The sequence below is a fragment of the Kitasatospora sp. NPDC098663 genome (assembly GCF_044760075.1).
Taxonomy (GTDB): Bacteria; Actinomycetota; Actinomycetes; order Streptomycetales; family Streptomycetaceae; genus Kitasatospora.
In genome coordinates, this window is sequence record NZ_JBIWAP010000012.1 from 181,052 (window position 1) to 198,178 (window position 17,127).

Consider the following 17,127-nt stretch of genomic DNA (forward strand, 5'->3'; position numbering starts at 1 on the left):
GCCGTACGGCGTCGCCGGGAAACTCAGTTGTCCTGCTTCAGCGCCTCGATCGCGCGGCGGGTGACCTCGTCCACCTTGCCGAGGGCCGAGATGGTCGCCACCAGGCCCTGCTGGGCGTAGTAGTCGATGATCGGCTCGGTCTCCGTGTGGTAGACCTCCAGCCGGGTCCGCACCTTGTCCTCGGTGTCGTCCGAGCGCTGGTACAGCTCGCCGCCGCACTCGTCGCAGACGCCCTCGGCCTTCGGCGGGTTGTAGTCCACGTGGAAGACGTGGCCCCCGTCGTTGCGGCACAGGCGGCGGCCGGCGATCCGCCGGACCACCTCGTCCTCGGGGACCTCCAGGTCCAGCACGCCGTCCAGCTTGATCCCCTGCTCGGCGAGGAACTCGTCGAGCGCCTTGGCCTGGCCGAGGTTGCGGGGGAAGCCGTCGAGCAGGAAGCCGCCGGCGGCGTCCTCCTGGAGCATGCGGTCCTTGGCCATCCCGATGGTGACCTCATCCGGCACCAGGCGGCCCGCGTCCATGTAGCTCTTGGCCTCGAGCCCCAGCGGGGTGCCCTGACCGATGTTGGCGCGGAACAGGTCGCCGGTGGAGATGTGGGGAATGGACAGGGTCTTGGCGAGCAGGTGCGCCTGAGTACCCTTCCCGGCCCCGGGAGGACCAACGAGGACGATACGCATCAGCGGAGGAACCCTTCGTAATTGCGCTGCTGGAGCTGGCTCTCGATCTGCTTCACAGTTTCGAGTCCGACGCCGACGACGATGAGCACGCTGGTGCCGCCGAACGGGAAGTTGGTCTGCTGTCCGAAGGCGACCAGGGCGATCATCGGGATCAACGCGATCAGGCCCAGGTAGAGCGAACCCGGCCACGTGATTCGGGTCAGCACGTAGTTCAGGTACTCGGCCGTCGGTCGGCCGGCCCGGATGCCCGGGATGAAGCCACCATACTTCTTCATATTGTCGGCAACTTCTTCGGGGTTGAAGGAGATCGCGACGTAGAAGAAGGCGAAGAAGACGATCAGCAGGAAGTAGGTCGCCATGTAGATCGGGTGGTCGCCCTTGACGAAGTGCTGGGTGATCCACACCGCCCAGCCCGACTGGCTACCGGTCAGCTGGACCACCAGGGCCGGGATGTACAGCAGCGACGAGGCGAAGATGACCGGGATGACACCGGCCTGGTTCACCTTGAGCGGGATGTAGGTCGACGTGCCGCCGAACGCCCGCCGGCCGATCATCCGCTTCGCGTACTGCACCGGGATCCGGCGCTGGGCCTGCTCCACGAAGATGACCAGCATCACGACGATGATGCCGACCGCGACCACGGACAGGAACTCGACCCAGCCGCCACCGATGGTGCCGGAGCCCTTGATCGCCCACATCGAGGACGGGAACTGCGCGGCGATCGAGGTGAAGATCAGCAGCGACATGCCGTTGCCGATGCCGCGGTCCGTGATCAGCTCGCCCAGCCACATGATCACCGTGGTGCCGGCGGTCATCGTGATCACCATGACGGCGATCCGGAACACGCTCGTGTCCGGGACGATCTGGTTGCCCACGGGGCAGCCGGAGAACAGTGCGCCGCTGGAGGCCGTCGCCACGATGCCGGTGCCCTGGAGCACGGCGAGCGCGATGGTCAGGTAGCGGGTGTACTGGGTGATCTTCGTCTGGCCGGCCTGGCCCTCCTTCTTCAGCGCTTCCAGTCGCGGGATCACGACCGTGAGGAGCTGGAGGATGATGCTCGCGGTGATGTACGGCATGATGCCGAGCGCGAAGATCGTCAGCTGGAGGAGCGCGCCACCACTGAACAGGTTGACCAGCCCGAAGAGGCCGTTGTTCTTGGTGTCCTTCACACACTCGTTCACGGCCGTGAAACTCACGCCGGGGATCGGAATGTGCGAGCCCAGGCGGAACAGCACCATGATGCCCAGCGTGAACAGCAGCTTCTTGCGCAGGTCGGGCGTCTGGAACGCCCGCGCGAACGCACTGAGCACGGTGCCTCCTGCGCCTCCCGCGCGTCGTCGGCGGGAGGGTCGGTCCTGAATGGGAGTTTTGGCGGTACGGGCTCCCGTACAGACGGCACAGGCGAGCCTACGCGCAGCCTACAAGGGAACTCCACGGACTCTAACAGTGCGCAGCCACTCGGAAGAAGCGCGTACCGCCCCTCCCCCACTCACGGGGTACGGGATGCCCGGGTTTGCCACACAAAAGAACGAGGACACGTCAACGGAATGCCCGGAAAACGCGATGTCCGGAAAACGCGCGAGCCCCGCACCTCCCGAAGGAGGTGCGGGGCTCGCACGGAAGTCAGCGGGCTCAGACGAGCTCGGTGACGGTACCGCCGGCGGCGGTGATCTTCTCGGCGGCGGAGCCGGAGACGGCGTCGACCGTCACCTGCAGCGCAACCGAGATCTCGCCGGTGCCGAGCACCTTGACGAGGGAGTTCTTGCGAACCGCGCCCTTGGCGACCAGGTCCTCGACGGTGACCTCTCCACCCTGCGGGTAGAGCTCGGCCAGCTTGTCGAGGTTGACGACCTGGAACGTGATCTTGAACGGGTTCTTGAAGCCCTTCAGCTTCGGCAGGCGCATGTGGAGCGGCATCTGGCCACCCTCGAAGCGCTGCGGAACCTGGTAGCGGGCCTTGGTGCCCTTGGTACCACGACCGGCGGTCTTACCCTTGGAGCCCTCACCACGACCCACGCGGATCTTGTCGGTCTTGGCACCCGGGGCGGGACGCAGGTTGTGGATCTTGATCGGGTTGTCGCCCATGATCAGTCCACCTCCTCAACCGTCACCAGGTGACGGACCGTGTGGGCCATCCCGCGGATCTCGGGACGGTCCTCCTTCACCACGACGTCGTGCATGCGCTTGAGACCAAGCGAACGCAGGGTGTCACGGTGATTCTGCTTGCTGCCGATGTACGACTTGGTCTGCGTGATCTTCAGGCGAGCCATCAGGCGCTCACCCCTGCAGCACGCGCCCGCAGCAGAGCGGCGGGGGCCACGTCCTCCAGCGGCAGGCCACGACGAGCGGCGATCTCCTCGGGGCGCACGAGGCCCTTCAGAGCAGCCACGGTGGCGTGCACGATGTTGATCGCGTTGTCCGAGCCGAGCGACTTCGACAGGATGTCGTGAATGCCGGCGCACTCCAGGACGGCGCGCACCGGACCACCGGCGATAACACCGGTACCGGGGGCGGCGGGCTTCAGGAGCACGACGCCGGCGGCCTTCTCACCCTGGATCGGGTGCGGGATGGTGCCCTGGATACGGGGGACCTTGAAGAAGTTCTTCTTGGCCTCCTCAACACCCTTGGCGATGGCGGCCGGAACCTCCTTCGCCTTCCCGTAACCGACACCCACGGTGCCGTCACCGTCGCCCACCACGACCAGCGCGGTGAAGCTGAAACGACGACCACCCTTGACAACCTTGGCGACACGGTTGATCGCGACAACGCGCTCGACGTAAGCGGTCTTCTCGACGGCGGGGGCGTTGCCCCGGTCGTCACGCTTACGGTCGCGCCGCTCGCCACCGCCGGTGCCACCGCCGGCGCCGCTACCGCGGCGCTGGGGTCCAGCCATTGGAATTACCTCTCTCGATTACGTCCGTCGACTGAGTCGACGAGCGGCTTAGAAGTCGAGCCCGGCCTCGCGAGCCGCGTCCGCCAGGGCGGCGATGCGGCCGGCGTACCGGTTGCCCGCGCGGTCGAAGACGACCGACTCGATGCCGGCGGCCTTGGCGCGCTCGGCGACCAGGCTCCCGACCTTCTTGGCCAGCTCGGTCTTGTCGCCCTCGGCGCCCTTGATGGACACGTCGAGGGTGGACGCCGACGCCAGGGTATGACCCTTGGCGTCGTCGATGACCTGGGCGACCATGTGACGGTTCGAGCGCGTCACGACGAGGCGCGGACGCACCTCGGTGCCGACGACGCGCTTGCGAACGCGGATCGCGCGGCGCTTGCGAGCGGCGCTCTTGTAGGCGTTGCCCTTGCCGATCTTGACAGAGACGCTCATCGCTTACTTACCACTCTTTCCGACCTTGCGGCGGATGACCTCGCCCGCGTACTTGACGCCCTTGGCCTTGTACGGGTCGGGCTTGCGCAGCTTGCGGATCTTCGCGGCGACCTCGCCGACCTTCTGCTTGTCGATGCCGTCCACGTGGAACTTGGTGGCCGACTCGACGACGAAGGAAATGCCCTCGGGGGCCTCGACCAGGATCGGGTGGCTGTAGCCCAGCTGGAACTCCATGTCGGAGCCCTTCGCCAGAACTCGGTAGCCGACACCGCTGATCTCCAGCGACTTGCGGTAGCCCGCGGTCACGCCGGTGATCATGTTCGCCACCAGCGTGCGGGAAAGGCCGTGCAGGGCCTTCGACAGACGCTCGTCGTTGGGGCGGGTGACGAGCAGCGTGCCGTCCTCGCCCTTACCGATCTCGATCGGCGCGGCGACAACGTGGGTGAGGGAGCCCTTGGGGCCCTTCACCGAGACCGCCTGGCCATCGATGGTGACGTCCACGCCAGCGGGGACCTGGATGGGCAGCCGTCCAATGCGCGACATTGCTGTACCTCCGTTTCCCGAATTACCAGACGTAGGCGAGAACTTCTCCGCCTACGCCCTTCTTGGCGGCCTGCTTGTCGGTGAGGAGACCCGAGGACGTGGAGATGATCGCCACGCCCAGGCCGCCGAGCACCTTCGGCAGGTTGGTGGACTTTGCGTAGACCCGCAGGCCCGGCTTGCTGATCCGCTTGATGCCAGCGATCGAGCGCTCACGGTTGGGACCGAACTTGAGCTCGATGGTCAGCTTCTTGCCGACCTCGCCCTCAACGGGCTCCTCAACCTTGTAGGAGGAGATGTACCCCTCCTGCTGCAGGATCTCGGCGACGTGCGCCTTGATCTTGCTGGCCGGCATCGCCACGGAGTCGTGGTACGCCGAGTTAGCGTTACGCAGACGCGTGAGCATGTCTGCGATGGGGTCGGTCATGGTCATGATGGCCTCAGGCCTCTCTCGCCGTGGTTTCTCCGCGCCAGGTCCCCCCGCCGCACTCCGAGGAGTGCGGCAGGGGCACAGACGCAGGGGACCTGCGGCGTCGTAAGACTGGGTGCGAGCCCTCCGAAGAGGGTCGACGGCAGCTATGGAGCCACCGCGACAGGGGGCCCGACCTCACTACCCTACGGGATTCCGTACGCAGCCCCAAAAAGGGGCTCTGTGGGGTCGGGCACACCTGCTTCGCTATGGCGTTACCGCGAGGTCCTGGTTACCAGGAGCTCTTGGTCACGCCCGGCAGCTCGCCGCGGTGCGCCATCTCACGAAGGCAGACACGGCAGAGGCCGAACTTGCGGTACACCGAGTGCGGACGGCCGCAGCGCTGGCACCGGGTGTAGGCCCGGACGCCGAACTTCGGCTTGCGCTCGGCCTTCGCGATGAGGGACTTCTTCGCCATGTGGTTACGCCTCCTTGAACGGGAAGCCCAGAGCGCGCAGGAGCGCCCGGCCCTCGTCGTCGGTCTGGGCGGTGGTCACGACGGTGATGTCCATACCGCGCTGACGGTCGACCTTGTCCTGGTCGATCTCGTGGAACATGACCTGCTCGGTCAGACCGAAGGTGTAGTTGCCACGGCCGTCGAACTGCTTCGGGGAGAGACCACGGAAGTCACGGATACGCGGCAGGGCCAGCGACACCAGACGGTCCAGGAACTCCCACATGCGGTCACCGCGGAGGGTGACGTGGGTGCCGATCGGCTGGCCCTCACGCAGCTTGAACTGCGCGATGGACTTGCGAGCCTTCGTCACCGCCGGCTTCTGACCGGTGATGGCGGTGAGGTCGCGGATCGCGCCCTCGATCAGCTTGCTGTCACGGGCGGCCTCGCCGACACCCATGTTGACGACGACCTTGACCAGGCCGGGCGTCAGCATGACGTTCTCGTACGAGAACTGCTCCTGCAGCTGACCCTTGATCTCGGAGTTGTAACGCTCCTTGAGACGGGGGGTCACCTTCTCAACAGTCGTCTCAGACATCAGATGTCCTCACCGGTTCGCTTGGCAACGCGGATCTTGTTGCCCTCGTCATCGAAGCGGTAGCCAACGCGGGTGACGACCTTCTTGCCGTCCTTCTCCACGACCAGCTGGACGTTGGAGACGTGCACCGGGGCCTCGACGGTGACGATGCCACCCTGAGTGCCCGGGCCCGGCTTGGTGTGCTTCTTGACCCGGTTCACACCCTCGACCAGGACCTTGTTCTCGGCGGGCATGGCCTGGATGACCTTGCCCTGCTTGCCGCGGTCCTTGCCGGTGATGACCTGAACCAGGTCACCCTTCTTGATCTTCATGCTGTTCGCCATGAGTTAGAGCACCTCCGGCGCAAGCGAGATGATCTTCATGAACTTCTTGTCACGCAGCTCGCGGCCCACCGGGCCGAAGATGCGGGTACCACGGGGGTCACCATCGGTGTTCTTCAGAACGACCGCGGCGTTCTCGTCGAAGCGGATGTACGAGCCATCCGGACGACGACGCGACTTCACGGTACGGACGACGACGCACTTGACGACGTCACCCTTCTTCACCGAACCGCCGGGGATCGCGTCCTTGACGGTCGCGACGATGACGTCCCCGATGCCGGCGTAGCGACGACCGGAGCCACCGAGAACGCGGATGCAAAGGATTTCCTTCGCGCCCGTGTTGTCGGCGACACGCAGTCGCGACTCCTGCTGGATCACAGCTTTCTCCTGATCGTCAACGAGAGCTGACGGGCCGGCCGCTGCTCACACCAGCGCCCACGAGGGGCCTGGTGCACATACGGCCGTACCGCATCAACTTCGTTACTTGGCCTTCTCGAGGATCTCGACGACGCGCCAGCGCTTCGTCGCGGACAGCGGGCGGGTCTCCGCCAGGAGGACCCGGTCGCCGATGCCGCAGGCGTTCGCCTCGTCGTGCGCCTTCAGCTTGTTCGTACGGCGGATGACCTTGCCGTACAGAGCGTGCTTGACGCGGTCCTCGACGGCGACGACGACGGTCTTGTCCATCTTGTCGCTGACGACGAGACCCTCACGGGTCTTGCGGAAACCGCGCGTCTCGTTGGTGTTCTCAGTCATCAGGCGTTCTCCACCGTCTCGATGCCCAGCTCGCGCTCGCGCATCAGGGTGTAGATCCGCGCGATGTCCTTACGGACGAGCTTGAGCCGTCCGTGGTTGTCGAGCTGCCCGGTCGCCGCCTGGAAGCGGAGGTTGAACAGCTCCTCCTTGGCCTCACGGAGCTTGGCAACGAGACCCTCGTTGTCCAGCTCGCGGAGGTCAGCAGCCTTGGTGCCGGCCGACATCAGCTCTCACCTGCCTCGCGCCGGATGATCCGGCACTTCATCGGGAGCTTGTGAGCAGCGCGGGTCAGCGCCTCACGAGCCACCTTCTCGTTGGGGTACGACAGCTCGAACATGACCCGACCCGGGTGCACGTTCGCGATCCACCACTCGGGCGAACCCTTACCGGAACCCATGCGGGTCTCGGCCGGCTTCTTGGTGAGCGGACGGTCCGGGTAGATGTTGATCCAGACCTTGCCGCCACGCTTGATGTGACGGGTGACGGCGATACGAGCGGACTCGATCTGCCGGTTCGTCACGTAGGCCGGGGTGACGGCCTGGATGCCGTACTCGCCGAAGGCGAGCTCGGTGCCACCCTTGGCAGCGCCACGGCGCTTGGGGTGGTGCTGCTTGCGGTGCTTGACCCGACGGGGGATCAGCATTGGAGTCAGGCCTCCGTTCCGGTGTTCTCGGCAGCCGGAGCCTCGGCGGCCGGGGCCGCGGGGGCCTCGGACGCGGCGGGGCGACGGCCGCGGCCACCGCGCTCGCCACCACGGCGCTCGCCACCGCGGGCGGGACGACCACCCTCGGGACGGGCCGGGCGGTTGCCCGAGCGGGCAGCGGCGTTCTCAGCGCGGACCTCGGCGATGTTCTTGACGTCGCCCTTGTAGATCCAGACCTTCACGCCGATACGGCCGAAGGTCGTCTTGGCCTCGAAGAAGCCGTAGTCGACGTTCGCGCGCAGGGTGTGCAGCGGCACACGGCCCTCGCGGTAGAACTCCGACCGGCTCATCTCGGCGCCGCCGAGACGACCGGAGCACTGAACCTTGATGCCCTTGGCGCCGGACTTCATGGTGCCCTGCATCGACTTGCGCATGGCACGGCGGAAGGAGACGCGGGAGGACAGCTGCTCCGCGACGCCCTGAGCCACGAGCTGGGCGTCCAGCTCGGGGTTCTTGACCTCGAGGATGTTCAGCTGGACCTGCTTGCCGGTCAGCTTCTCGAGGTCGCCGCGGATGCGGTCGGCCTCGGTGCCACGGCGGCCGATGACGATGCCGGGGCGAGCGGTGTGGATGTCGACGCGGACGCGGTCGCGGGTGCGCTCGATCTCGACCTTGGAGATGCCGGCGCGCTCCATGCCCTTCGTCATCATGCGACGAATGGCGACGTCTTCCTTGACGTAGTCCTTGTACAGCTTGTCGGCGTACCAGCGGGACTTGAAGTCCGTGCTGATGCCGAGGCGGAACCCGTGCGGGTTAACCTTCTGGCCCATTACCGGGTCCCTTCCTTGCTGCTGACGACCACGGTGATGTGGCTGGTCCGCTTGCGGATCCGGTAGGCACGACCCTGCGCACGCGGACGGAACCGCTTCAGGGTCGGGCCCTCGTCAACGTACGCCTCGCTGATGACGAGGTCGTCCACGTTGGAGTGGTTGTAGTTGTGCGCGGCGTTGGCAATGGCGCTGTCGAGCACCTTGCCGACGGGCACGGTGGCGGCCTGCGGAGCGAAACGCAGGACGGCCTGGGCCTCCGTGGCCGGCAGGCCACGGATGAGGTCCACCACGCGGCGGGCCTTCATGGGCGTGACGCGGATGTACCGCGCCTGGGCCCTGGCTTCCATGGTTGTCCCCTTGCTGGTGTAAGTCATTGAGTCGGTAATCTCGCTGGCGACTAGCGACGCTTCGACTTGCGGTCGTCCTTGACGTGACCGCGGAAGGTACGCGTCGGCGCGAACTCGCCGAGCTTGTGGCCGACCATCGACTCGGTGACGAACACCGGGACGTGCTTACGGCCATCGTGCACCGCGATCGTGTGGCCGAGCATGGCCGGGAAGATCACGGAGCGACGGGACCAGGTCTTGATGACGTTCTGGGTACCCGCCTCGTTCTGCGCGTCCACCTTCTTGAGAAGGTGGCCGTCGATGAAGGGGCCCTTCTTGAGACTGCGCGGCATCTGACCTGCTCCTAGCGCTTCTTGTTGGTCTTGCGGCGGCGCACGATGAGGGCGTTCGAAGCCTTCTTCGGGCTACGAGTGCGACCCTCCTTCTGGCCCCACGGCGAGACCGGGTGGCGGCCACCAGAGGTCTTACCCTCACCACCACCGTGCGGGTGGTCGATCGGGTTCATGGCGACACCACGCACGGTCGGGCGAACGCCCTTCCAGCGCATACGGCCGGCCTTGCCCCAGTTGATGTTCGACTGCTCGGCGTTGCCGACCTCACCGACGGTGGCGCGGCAGCGCGCGTCCACCAGGCGGATCTCACCGGAGGGCATGCGCAGGTGCGCCATCTTGCCCTCACGCGCCAGCAGCTGGATGCCGGCACCGGCGGAGCGGGCCATCTTGGCACCGCCACCGGGACGCAGCTCCACCGCGTGGATGGTGGTACCGACCGGGATGTTGCGAAGCGGCAGGTTGTTGCCCGGCTTGATGTCGGCGCCAGCGCCGTTCTCGATCCGGTCACCCTGCGCGATACCGCGCGGCGCGATGATGTAGCGCTTCTCGCCGTCCGCGTAGTGCAGGAGCGCGATGCGCGCGGTGCGGTTGGGGTCGTACTCGATGTGCGCGACCTTGGCCGGCACGCCGTCCTTGTCGTGACGACGGAAGTCGATCACGCGGTAGGCGCGCTTGTGACCGCCACCCTGGTGGCGAACGGTGATCCGACCGGCGTTGTTACGGCCGCCCTTGCTGTGCAGGGGGCGAACCAGCGACTTCTCCGGCGTGGACCGCGTGATCTCTACGAAGTCGGCCACGCTGGAGCCACGACGGCCCGGCGTAGTCGGCTTGTACTTGCGGATGCCCATTTGGCTCTCTCGTCCTCGTCCTTATCGACGATCACGATCTCCGTTAGGAGACCGGACCACCGAAGATGTCGATGCGGTTGCCCTCAGCCAGCGTCACGATGGCGCGCTTGGTGTCCTTGCGCTTGCCAAAGCCCGTCTTGGAGCGCTTGCGCTTGCCCTGACGGTTGAGCGTGTTGACGGACTCGACCTTGACCGAGAAGACCGCCTCGACGGCCTGCTTGATCTGGGTCTTGTTGGCACCGGGCGACACGACGAACGTGTACTTGTTCTCGTCGAGGAGCGAGTAGCTCTTCTCCGAGATGACCGGCTTCACCAGGACGTCACGGGGGTCCGTGAACGTCTTGCTCGTGATCTCTGCAGCCATCAGGCGGCGCTCCCTTCGAGCTCGCCCTCAGCAGCCACGGCCTTGGCGGACGCGGCGGGACCCGCCACGAAACGCTCGAAGGCGGCCTGGGTGAAGACCACATCGTCGGAGACGAGCACGTCGTAGGTGTTCAGCTGACCGGCGTCCAGGATGTGCACGTGCGGCAGGTTGCGGGCGCTCTTCAGACCCAGCTCGTCGGCACGCTCGACGACGAGGAGGATGTTCTTGCGCTCGGTGATCTTGCCGAACAGACCCTTGGCGGCCTTGGTCGACGGCGCCTCGGCCGCGATCACGTCGGTGACGACGTGGATGCGGTTGTGGCGGGCCCGGTCGGTGAGCGCACCGCGCAGGGCGGCGGCGATCATCTTCTTCGGGGTCCGCTGCGAGTAGTCGCGCGGCACGGGACCGTGCACGACGCCACCGCCGGCGAACTGCGGGGCGCGGGTCGAGCCCTGACGGGCGCGGCCGGTGCCCTTCTGGCGGTACGGCTTCTTGCCGCCACCGCGGACCTCGGCGCGAGTCTTGGTCTTGTGGGTGCCCTGACGGGCCGCAGCGAGCTGCGCCACGACGACCTGGTGCATCAGCGGAACGCTGACCTTCGCGTCGAAGATCTCGGCCGGCAGCTCGAGGCTACCGGTCTTGTCGCCCGAGGGCGACAGGATGTCAATGGTGCTCATATCCTCACAGCCCCTTCGCCGCAGTGCGGACGAGGACGAGGCCGCCGTTCGGGCCCGGGATTGCGCCCTTGATCAGGAGCAGCCCCTTCTCCGCGTCAACGGCATGGATGGTCAGGTTCTGGGTGGTCACACGCTCGTGGCCCATCCGGCCGGCCATCCTCACGCCCTTGAACACGCGACCCGGGGTGGCGCAGCCACCGATCGAGCCGGGCGAGCGGTGCTTGCGCTGCACACCGTGACCGGCGCCGAGGCCCCGGAAGTTGTGGCGCTTCATGACACCGGCGAAGCCCTTGCCCTTGGAGGTGCCGGTCACGTCGACCTTGACACCCGCCTCGAACAGCTCCGCGGTGATCTCCTGGCCGAGGGTGTACTCGGACGCGTCCGTGGTACGGAGCTCGACCAGGTGGCGGCGCGGGGTGACACCGGCCTTGGCGAAGTGGCCCGCGAGGGGCTTGTTCACCTTGCGGGGGTCGATCTCGCCGAAGCCGATCTGGACGGCGTCGTAGCCGGCCGGACTGTCAGCGGTGTGGACCTGGGTCACGACATTGGGCCCAGCCTTGACGACGGTCACCGGAACGATCCGGTTGTTCTCGTCCCAGACCTGGGTCATGCCGAGCTTCTCGCCCAGGATGCCCTTAATCTGCTTAGCCATCTTCGGTGCGCCTCTCAGAGCTTGATCTCGATGTCGACGCCAGCCGGCAGGTCGAGACGCATGAGCGAGTCAACCGTCTTCGGCGTGGGGTCGAGGATGTCGATCAGACGCTTGTGAGTACGCATCTCGAAGTGCTCGCGCGAGTCCTTGTACTTGTGCGGCGAGCGGATGACGCAGTACACGTTCTTCTCAGTGGGCAGCGGCACCGGGCCCGCGACCTGCGCACCAGTACGGATCACCGTCTCGACGATCTTCTTCGCCGAGGAATCGATGACCTCGTGGTCGTAGGCCTTGAGCCGGATGCGGATCTTCTGTCCCGCCATGGCTACTCAGTAGTCCTTTGTCCTTAGTCACTGCACGACCACCCTCCGACCCCCGCGCTCGGGCGTGTCGCTCTCGCGCTTGCAAAAAACCGGCGAACAACTCGTCGGTTTCAAACTTTCGGGGTGGGGGGCCGGGTCGAGGCCCCGCATACGCTTCCCGGAAGATTCCCGTACTTTCGCCCCGCAGCTGCCGTGGCGTCGACTTCACGCTTAACGGCCATCACGGGAACGACGAATACCTGGGACTCGCTTCCAGTCCTCCCGGCGGGAGGCGCGCAGCATCGGCAACTCAACCGAGCAACTTGGACATACTGCCACATGGAGCAGCCCAGATGCCAATCGGGGCCGGTGAGGTCGCCCTCACCGGCCCCGATCGGGTGACCGTCCTCAGCCGCGGCGCCCACCGCCGCGGACCCGTGTCACCAGGGTCGCTTGCTCCCGCAGGTCAGCGCCCACTCGTCACCGGTCACGTTGGCGCACCACAGCTGGCCCTTGTCGGGCTCGTTGTTGTACTCCTTGAGGTCCTTGTTCACCGGCGCGCAGTCGGTCGGCCCGGCCGGGTCGTACTTCGGGCACTTGCCGTCGCGGTTCACCAGGATGTGCGCGCGCCAGGCGTCCGCGCCCATGTCGATGCCCTTGGCCCCGGCGACCGGCACGTACTCGGGCTTGGTGGTCGGCATGTAGCGGTCCGCCGACCAGGAGGCCGCCATGGTGGCGAACAGCGCCACCGCGCAGACCGCGCCGGCGACCAGCCGGCCGGTGACCGCGGGCCGCAGGGTCAGCGGCGCCGGCCGCCCGTCGGTGCCGACCCGCTGCACCGTGCGCAGCCAGCCCGCGCCCCGCTGGACGAGGAACATCAGGCCGAGCACCGCGAGGATCATCAGCGCGTACAGGATGATCCAGGTCGTCCGCGGGTACAGCTGGATGGACTTCGTCTGGGCCATCTGGGAAGCGAACCAGAAACGCAGCAGCCAGGCGCTGACCAGGGTGGCCGTCACGGTCCGGACGGTGATGCTGCGCAGCCCGAGGCCCAGCGCCAGCGCGACCCCGGCGAGCAGCAGCAGGGTGTAGGCGCTCTGCCCGGCGAGCTCACCGCGCAACGGGAAGTCGTGGTAGTTCAGGTCGCCGTTGCGGTCCGAGGCCCAGCCCATGATGTACGCCGGGTCGATGTACACCGAGAGGTACGCGTACCGGTCCTTGGCCTGGGCGCCCAGCCTCACAAGCTCGTACAGCAGCGGCGAGCCGACCACGCCGGCGCTCACCAGCGTCACGCCGAGGAACAGCAGCACCCGCTTGACCCGGGCGGCGCCCTGGCGCCACGGGACGACGAACAGCGCCAGGACGAGGACGCCGGGCGCGGCCCAGACGAACCAGCCCGAGTACCAGAGGAACATCAGGCCGAACGAGACGCCGAAGCCGAGGCCGCGCAGCACCGTGGACCGGGTCGACAGCTCGTGCGACCGGCGGAGCTCCCGCAGGGCGGCGGCCAGCATCGGCACCATGACCAGCATCGTGACGTGGCTGTACGGCCGGATCGGGTCGAGGAAGAGGATCGCCGACGGGACGGCGATCAGCAGCGCCCAGACCGGCCGCAGCATCAGCCGCCAGGAGAGGTACGCCATCGGGCCGACCAGCGCGCTGCAGATCAGCTGGACGTCCTTCATGGCGTAGCCGACGCCGCCGACGCCGCCGTAGAACAGCTTCGACCAGACCGCCAGCAGCGCCGGGAAGCCGGGCGGGTAGACGCCGGGCAGGCCCTTGCCGCGCAGCATGTCGTTGGCCATGCCCATGAGGTTGCCCGGGTCGCCCTCCTGACCGCCGAGGCCCCACTGGGTGCCGTTCAGCGCCACCGCGATCCCGCCCGCGACCGCGCCGGTGGCAAGACCGGCGACGGCCGCGCAGACCAGGCGCTGGGCCAGCTGGTACCGGGCCAGGCTGCCCCGGTAGGCGGCGTACAGCAGCACCGCCAGGATGGGCAGGCCCACGATGGCGGCGTACTTCTGGAGCATGGCCAGACCGCTGACCTGGCCCACCCGGTTCAGCGGGTTGACGTCGATGCGGGTGCAGAGCAGCGCGAAGCCGAGCGCCGCCACGATCGAGACCAGGGCCTCGGCCGAGCGGACCGCCCAGGGACGCTCCAGCAGGCCGTCGAGCCGTCCGGGGCGGGGCGCGATCGCGCCCTCCGGTTCGAGCGACTCCTTGCTGGAGCCGCCGACCGGGCTGGTGGCCAGATCAGTCATGTCAGTCACTTCCGTGCAGTGGCCACGTCCGATGAGTGGCGAAGAATGGCTCAGTGGACCGGCGATCAGCGGCCATCATAGGGCGCCTACCAGAAGCCGAAGCCTCGGGCAAGGACCCCGTTCCGGCCGTGTCGGGGCTTGGGCGTGGTGGTTCGGCAGGATCCGCCCGGTCGGTCGTCGGTGCTCCCCATGAGCACCCCCTCACCCATCTAGAGCCCAGCGGCCGACCGAAGCGCTTACTCCCGCCCCGTCGAATTCGGCCGGGCGCCTCGGGGCGCCGTGGCCCGGGGGCGTCCGGCCGGCTGCCGGTACCGCCCTCGGACAGCTCCGGTCAGCTGCTGCGGACCGCGCGGCCGACCATGGCGCCGGCGTGGGAGAAGTCACCCGCGCCGAGCCGGCCGGCGGCGACCATCAGGGCGTGCAGGCGGGACGACAGGTGCAGGTCGGCCGAGCGCGCGGCGTTGTTCCAGCCCTTGGCGCGCAGTTCCTTGGAGATCAGCGAGTAGTACCGCAGCTCCTCGTCGAAGCGCTTGCCGTCCTTGACCCGGTTCGAGGAGTCGCTGGCCTGGTGGCGCCGGTAGCGGAACACCTCGCGCTCGTCGACCAGCAGGTTGCCGCCCTCCATCAGCATGTCGACCATGAACGCCAGGTCGTGGATGGCGTCGATGTCCGGGCGGTACGGGATCTTCGACAGCGCGGACTGGCGGTAGGTGAGCGACGGCGTGTACAGCCAGTTGCCGGACAGCAGGCTCTTCACCGCGGCCTCGCCGCTGATCACCCCGGCCTTGCGGGCCGGCGCGCTGATCCGGCGCTTGACCTTGTCGCCGATGCCGAGCGAGGGCACCAGGGTCCCGTCGCTGTCCATCACCCGCACGCCCGGCTGGACCGCGATCGCGTTCGGGTCGGCCCGCAGGCGCTCCAGGACGACGTCCAGGTAGTCGGGCTCCAGCAGGTCGTCGGCGCCCATCATCGAGACGAACTCGCGCTCGGCCAGGGTGGAGGCCTTGTAGGTGTTGCCGTTGGGGCCCAGCCGCTCCGCGTTGCGGATGTACCGGATCCGCTCGTCGTTCAGGCTCTCGATGTACTGGGGCGCCCGGAAGCCCGGGTACTGGTCGTCCACGACGGTCAGCCGCCAGTCCTGCTGGTGCTGGGCCCGGATGCTGTCGATGGTGGCGAACAGGTACTCCGGATCGCCGTAGTACGGGATGACGAAATCGACGCTCATGACGGCGCCGCACCTCCTGGTCCTGGATCACGCTTCGGTGCCGCCCGGCCGCGGCCAGCGGGCGCCCCAAGTCAACCAGCTTTGCCGGGCCCGTGCGTCAGCCGGTCGGCCCACACCGGCGCCGGGGGGCGGAAACCGGGTGCGCAGAGGCCGCCGATCGGGAATTCTGGCACAAAGAAATACGTCCACCGGGCGGCCGGTGGATGAATGAACTCGGTAATGTCCGGATTTTCCGGAGCCCAAAAAGGCGGCACGCATTGGTGCCCCCTCTTTGACAACGGATGAACGGGCGTCACCGTTCGACCCGGTGGCCGACGGGACCGTTCGCCGGCCTCTCCGGCGGCGCGCCCACCCGCACGCACGACTGAGGGCCGGCACCCCGTCGGGGGTGCCGGCCCTCAAGTCCGCTGCCCTGTCGCGTGGAGCGCGATCAGTGGTCGGAGCCGACCGGAGCGTCGAGGCGGTCGTTGTTGTGACGGACGCCCTCGGTGATGGCGACCGTACGGGCCAGGTCGGTGAGCTTCTTCTCCAGCGACCGGAAGCGCAGGTAGGTGTTGAGCGTCAGGAAGCCCATGGCGATGACCATCAGGTAGAGCACCAGGTCCGTGCCACGGCCGACGCCCAGCGCGGTGGCCAGCTTGGTCACGCCGGCCGGCCACAGGATCGCGATGACGTTGGCGACGACGAAGAGCGAGAAGGCGATGCGCTTCCACGCCCGGGTGTTCGCGGCGTCCCAGCGCCGGACGAACAAGAGGGCCATGCCCACGGCGGCCAGGACGAGGATCAGCTGGATCCAGAGGTGATTCATCGGCGGTTACGCTCCCGCAGCGAGATGTCGAAGAGGATGTTCACGCCGTTGATCAGGGACTGGCCCTTGGCGCGCGAGTAGTCGGTGTAGAGGATGTCCACCGGCACCTCGGCCACCCGGAGGTCCGAGCCGGCGAGGAAGGAGACGATCTCCGAAGCGTGGGCCATGCCGTTCATGGTGATCCGGATGCGGCTGGCCGCCTCCCGGTTCATCACGCGCAGACCGTTGTGCGCGTCGGTGAGCTTGAGCTTGCGGGCGGTCGGGCTGACCGCGGCGGCGGTGCGGAGCACGACCCGCTTGATCCACGGCACCTGGCCGGTCTGCTCGATGAAGCGGGAGCCGAGCACGATGTCGGCCTCGTCCTGGCGCAGCAGCGCCACCATCTTCTCCACGTCGGCGGTCTGGTGCTGGCCGTCCGCGTCGAAGGTGGCGAAGTACTCGGCGCCCTCCTGCTCCAGCGCGTACTTCAGGCCGGTCTGCAGCGCCGCGCCCTGGCCCAGGTTGACCGGGTGCCGCACCAGGTGGGCGCCGGTCGTCATGACGTGCTTCGCCGTGTCGTCGGTGCAGCCGTCGTCGATCACCACGATGTTGGGGAAGGTCTTGCGTGCCCCCTCCACGACCTCGGCGATCACCTGGCCTTCGTTGTAGGCCGGGATCACCAGCCAGACGTTGTCATAGTCGGACACAGGGGCTCCATGCTTGGCGAACGGCACGGCGTCGCGTGCCTCGGTCTGTCTGTCGGTGGTGATCACGGGCGTCGTC

The 17,127-nt window shown here is 67.3% G+C and carries 27 protein-coding genes; all 27 read right to left on the reverse strand.

Features of this window, described 5'->3' with window-relative positions; translation table 11 throughout:
* Positions 1–23: 23 nt before the first annotated feature.
* The 27 genes from ACIQVZ_RS16090 to ACIQVZ_RS16220 all read right to left on the reverse strand — a co-directional run bounded on the left by ACIQVZ_RS16090 (position 24) and on the right by ACIQVZ_RS16220 (position 17,051).
* On the reverse strand, positions 24–677 hold the full coding sequence (locus ACIQVZ_RS16090) for an adenylate kinase (protein ID WP_350877116.1): 654 nt from the start codon (positions 675–677) through the stop codon (positions 24–26).
* Entirely contained in the window at positions 677–1,987 is a 1,311-nt protein-coding gene (gene secY, locus ACIQVZ_RS16095) for a preprotein translocase subunit SecY (RefSeq protein ID WP_350877114.1), read from the reverse strand. The genes ACIQVZ_RS16090 and secY overlap by 1 nt, the downstream gene beginning before the upstream one ends.
* Positions 1,988–2,309: 322 nt before the next feature.
* Positions 2,310–2,762, reverse strand: a complete 453-nt coding sequence (gene rplO, locus ACIQVZ_RS16100) for a 50S ribosomal protein L15 (RefSeq protein WP_255752515.1) — start codon at positions 2,760–2,762, stop codon at positions 2,310–2,312.
* Positions 2,763–2,764: 2 nt separating this feature from the next.
* Complete coding sequence (gene rpmD / locus ACIQVZ_RS16105; protein ID WP_030055835.1) at positions 2,765–2,947, reverse strand: 50S ribosomal protein L30; 183 nt, start codon at positions 2,945–2,947, stop codon at positions 2,765–2,767.
* Positions 2,947–3,570: a 30S ribosomal protein S5 gene (rpsE, locus tag ACIQVZ_RS16110; RefSeq protein ID WP_030055834.1), complete on the reverse strand. Its 624-nt coding sequence runs from the start codon at positions 3,568–3,570 to the stop codon at positions 2,947–2,949. The genes rpmD and rpsE overlap by 1 nt, the downstream gene beginning before the upstream one ends.
* Positions 3,571–3,618: 48 nt before the next feature.
* Complete coding sequence (gene rplR / locus ACIQVZ_RS16115) at positions 3,619–4,002, reverse strand: 50S ribosomal protein L18 (RefSeq protein WP_030280785.1); 384 nt, start codon at positions 4,000–4,002, stop codon at positions 3,619–3,621.
* 3 nt (positions 4,003–4,005) lie between these two features.
* Positions 4,006–4,545: a 50S ribosomal protein L6 gene (gene rplF / locus ACIQVZ_RS16120; RefSeq protein ID WP_030055832.1), complete on the reverse strand. Its 540-nt coding sequence runs from the start codon at positions 4,543–4,545 to the stop codon at positions 4,006–4,008.
* A gap of 22 nt (positions 4,546–4,567) precedes the next feature.
* Positions 4,568–4,975 (reverse strand): 30S ribosomal protein S8, encoded by a 408-nt coding sequence (rpsH, locus tag ACIQVZ_RS16125; RefSeq protein WP_030055831.1) that lies wholly within the window; start codon positions 4,973–4,975, stop codon positions 4,568–4,570.
* 268 nt (positions 4,976–5,243) lie between these two features.
* Positions 5,244–5,429, reverse strand: coding sequence for a type Z 30S ribosomal protein S14 (locus ACIQVZ_RS16130; protein WP_030393303.1), 186 nt, complete (start codon positions 5,427–5,429; stop codon positions 5,244–5,246).
* 4 nt (positions 5,430–5,433) lie between these two features.
* Complete coding sequence (rplE, locus tag ACIQVZ_RS16135; RefSeq protein WP_030393302.1) at positions 5,434–6,003, reverse strand: 50S ribosomal protein L5; 570 nt, start codon at positions 6,001–6,003, stop codon at positions 5,434–5,436.
* Positions 6,003–6,314 (reverse strand): 50S ribosomal protein L24, encoded by a 312-nt coding sequence (rplX, locus tag ACIQVZ_RS16140; RefSeq protein WP_030055828.1) that lies wholly within the window; start codon positions 6,312–6,314, stop codon positions 6,003–6,005. Before rplX ends, rplE begins: the two co-directional genes overlap by 1 nt.
* A 15-nt stretch (positions 6,315–6,329) precedes the next feature.
* Positions 6,330–6,701 carry a 50S ribosomal protein L14 gene (gene rplN, locus ACIQVZ_RS16145; RefSeq protein WP_030393301.1) on the reverse strand — a complete coding sequence of 124 codons (372 nt, stop codon included), beginning with the start codon at positions 6,699–6,701 and terminating at the stop codon, positions 6,330–6,332.
* Between the two features lie 102 nt (positions 6,702–6,803).
* On the reverse strand, positions 6,804–7,076 hold the full coding sequence (gene rpsQ / locus ACIQVZ_RS16150) for a 30S ribosomal protein S17 (protein WP_030055826.1): 273 nt from the start codon (positions 7,074–7,076) through the stop codon (positions 6,804–6,806).
* Positions 7,076–7,300 (reverse strand): 50S ribosomal protein L29, encoded by a 225-nt coding sequence (gene rpmC, locus ACIQVZ_RS16155; protein ID WP_063348970.1) that lies wholly within the window; start codon positions 7,298–7,300, stop codon positions 7,076–7,078. Before rpmC ends, rpsQ begins: the two co-directional genes overlap by 1 nt.
* Entirely contained in the window at positions 7,300–7,719 is a 420-nt protein-coding gene (gene rplP, locus ACIQVZ_RS16160) for a 50S ribosomal protein L16 (RefSeq protein WP_030055824.1), read from the reverse strand. The genes rpmC and rplP overlap by 1 nt, the downstream gene beginning before the upstream one ends.
* A 5-nt stretch (positions 7,720–7,724) precedes the next feature.
* Positions 7,725–8,549, reverse strand: coding sequence for a 30S ribosomal protein S3 (gene rpsC, locus ACIQVZ_RS16165; RefSeq protein ID WP_350877110.1), 825 nt, complete (start codon positions 8,547–8,549; stop codon positions 7,725–7,727).
* Complete coding sequence (rplV, locus tag ACIQVZ_RS16170; protein WP_030055822.1) at positions 8,549–8,896, reverse strand: 50S ribosomal protein L22; 348 nt, start codon at positions 8,894–8,896, stop codon at positions 8,549–8,551. Before rplV ends, rpsC begins: the two co-directional genes overlap by 1 nt.
* Positions 8,897–8,946: 50 nt before the next feature.
* A complete protein-coding gene (gene rpsS, locus ACIQVZ_RS16175; protein ID WP_030055821.1) occupies positions 8,947–9,228 on the reverse strand; it encodes a 30S ribosomal protein S19 in 282 nt (93 codons plus the stop codon).
* Positions 9,229–9,239: 11 nt separating this feature from the next.
* On the reverse strand, positions 9,240–10,076 hold the full coding sequence (gene rplB, locus ACIQVZ_RS16180) for a 50S ribosomal protein L2 (protein ID WP_063348968.1): 837 nt from the start codon (positions 10,074–10,076) through the stop codon (positions 9,240–9,242).
* A 43-nt stretch (positions 10,077–10,119) separates the two neighbouring features.
* Positions 10,120–10,440 carry a 50S ribosomal protein L23 gene (gene rplW, locus ACIQVZ_RS16185; protein WP_063348967.1) on the reverse strand — a complete coding sequence of 107 codons (321 nt, stop codon included), beginning with the start codon at positions 10,438–10,440 and terminating at the stop codon, positions 10,120–10,122.
* Positions 10,440–11,117, reverse strand: coding sequence for a 50S ribosomal protein L4 (gene rplD, locus ACIQVZ_RS16190; RefSeq protein WP_350877106.1), 678 nt, complete (start codon positions 11,115–11,117; stop codon positions 10,440–10,442). The genes rplW and rplD overlap by 1 nt, the downstream gene beginning before the upstream one ends.
* 4 nt (positions 11,118–11,121) lie before the next feature.
* Positions 11,122–11,769, reverse strand: coding sequence for a 50S ribosomal protein L3 (gene rplC / locus ACIQVZ_RS16195; RefSeq protein WP_327677876.1), 648 nt, complete (start codon positions 11,767–11,769; stop codon positions 11,122–11,124).
* 14 nt (positions 11,770–11,783) lie between these two features.
* The gene (rpsJ, locus tag ACIQVZ_RS16200) at positions 11,784–12,092 is read right to left on the reverse strand and encodes a 30S ribosomal protein S10 (protein ID WP_012785157.1); all 309 of its coding nucleotides are present in this window, start codon (positions 12,090–12,092) and stop codon (positions 11,784–11,786) included.
* A gap of 419 nt (positions 12,093–12,511) precedes the next feature.
* Positions 12,512–14,332, reverse strand: coding sequence for a hypothetical protein (locus ACIQVZ_RS16205; protein ID WP_350877104.1), 1,821 nt, complete (start codon positions 14,330–14,332; stop codon positions 12,512–12,514).
* A 331-nt stretch (positions 14,333–14,663) separates the two neighbouring features.
* Entirely contained in the window at positions 14,664–15,557 is an 894-nt protein-coding gene (locus ACIQVZ_RS16210; RefSeq protein ID WP_350877102.1) for a glycosyltransferase, read from the reverse strand.
* 430 nt (positions 15,558–15,987) lie between these two features.
* Positions 15,988–16,365 carry a DUF2304 domain-containing protein gene (locus tag ACIQVZ_RS16215; protein ID WP_063348962.1) on the reverse strand — a complete coding sequence of 126 codons (378 nt, stop codon included), beginning with the start codon at positions 16,363–16,365 and terminating at the stop codon, positions 15,988–15,990.
* Positions 16,362–17,051 (reverse strand): glycosyltransferase family 2 protein, encoded by a 690-nt coding sequence (locus ACIQVZ_RS16220; RefSeq protein WP_063348961.1) that lies wholly within the window; start codon positions 17,049–17,051, stop codon positions 16,362–16,364. The genes ACIQVZ_RS16215 and ACIQVZ_RS16220 overlap by 4 nt, the downstream gene beginning before the upstream one ends.
* Positions 17,052–17,127: the final 76 nt, after the last annotated feature.

Excerpts from the sequence above, each read along its gene's own strand:
- ACIQVZ_RS16090 (WP_350877116.1), bottom strand. The coding sequence starts at position 677 with ATGCGTATCGTCCTCGTTGGTCCTCCCGGGGCCGGGAAGGGTACTCAG.
- rplO (WP_255752515.1), bottom strand. The coding sequence starts at position 2,762 with ATGGGCGACAACCCGATCAAGATCCACAACCTGCGTCCCGCCCCGGGT.
- rpmD (WP_030055835.1), bottom strand. The coding sequence starts at position 2,947 with ATGGCTCGCCTGAAGATCACGCAGACCAAGTCGTACATCGGCAGCAAG.
- rpsE (WP_030055834.1), bottom strand. The coding sequence starts at position 3,570 with ATGGCTGGACCCCAGCGCCGCGGTAGCGGCGCCGGCGGTGGCACCGGC.
- rplR (WP_030280785.1), bottom strand. The coding sequence starts at position 4,002 with ATGAGCGTCTCTGTCAAGATCGGCAAGGGCAACGCCTACAAGAGCGCC.
- rplF (WP_030055832.1), bottom strand. The coding sequence starts at position 4,545 with ATGTCGCGCATTGGACGGCTGCCCATCCAGGTCCCCGCTGGCGTGGAC.
- rpsH (WP_030055831.1), bottom strand. The coding sequence starts at position 4,975 with ATGACCATGACCGACCCCATCGCAGACATGCTCACGCGTCTGCGTAAC.
- ACIQVZ_RS16130 (WP_030393303.1), bottom strand. The coding sequence starts at position 5,429 with ATGGCGAAGAAGTCCCTCATCGCGAAGGCCGAGCGCAAGCCGAAGTTC.
- rplE (WP_030393302.1), bottom strand. The coding sequence starts at position 6,003 with ATGTCTGAGACGACTGTTGAGAAGGTGACCCCCCGTCTCAAGGAGCGT.
- rplX (WP_030055828.1), bottom strand. The coding sequence starts at position 6,314 with ATGAAGATCAAGAAGGGTGACCTGGTTCAGGTCATCACCGGCAAGGAC.
- rpsQ (WP_030055826.1), bottom strand. The coding sequence starts at position 7,076 with ATGACTGAGAACACCAACGAGACGCGCGGTTTCCGCAAGACCCGTGAG.
- rpmC (WP_063348970.1), bottom strand. The coding sequence starts at position 7,300 with ATGTCGGCCGGCACCAAGGCTGCTGACCTCCGCGAGCTGGACAACGAG.
- rplP (WP_030055824.1), bottom strand. The coding sequence starts at position 7,719 with ATGCTGATCCCCCGTCGGGTCAAGCACCGCAAGCAGCACCACCCCAAG.
- rpsC (WP_350877110.1), bottom strand. The coding sequence starts at position 8,549 with ATGGGCCAGAAGGTTAACCCGCACGGGTTCCGCCTCGGCATCAGCACG.
- rplV (WP_030055822.1), bottom strand. The coding sequence starts at position 8,896 with ATGGAAGCCAGGGCCCAGGCGCGGTACATCCGCGTCACGCCCATGAAG.
- rpsS (WP_030055821.1), bottom strand. The coding sequence starts at position 9,228 with ATGCCGCGCAGTCTCAAGAAGGGCCCCTTCATCGACGGCCACCTTCTC.
- rplB (WP_063348968.1), bottom strand. The coding sequence starts at position 10,076 with ATGGGCATCCGCAAGTACAAGCCGACTACGCCGGGCCGTCGTGGCTCC.
- rplW (WP_063348967.1), bottom strand. The coding sequence starts at position 10,440 with ATGGCTGCAGAGATCACGAGCAAGACGTTCACGGACCCCCGTGACGTC.
- rplD (WP_350877106.1), bottom strand. The coding sequence starts at position 11,117 with ATGAGCACCATTGACATCCTGTCGCCCTCGGGCGACAAGACCGGTAGC.
- rplC (WP_327677876.1), bottom strand. The coding sequence starts at position 11,769 with ATGGCTAAGCAGATTAAGGGCATCCTGGGCGAGAAGCTCGGCATGACC.
- rpsJ (WP_012785157.1), bottom strand. The coding sequence starts at position 12,092 with ATGGCGGGACAGAAGATCCGCATCCGGCTCAAGGCCTACGACCACGAG.
- ACIQVZ_RS16205 (WP_350877104.1), bottom strand. The coding sequence starts at position 14,332 with ATGACTGATCTGGCCACCAGCCCGGTCGGCGGCTCCAGCAAGGAGTCG.
- ACIQVZ_RS16210 (WP_350877102.1), bottom strand. The coding sequence starts at position 15,557 with ATGAGCGTCGATTTCGTCATCCCGTACTACGGCGATCCGGAGTACCTG.
- ACIQVZ_RS16215 (WP_063348962.1), bottom strand. The coding sequence starts at position 16,365 with ATGAATCACCTCTGGATCCAGCTGATCCTCGTCCTGGCCGCCGTGGGC.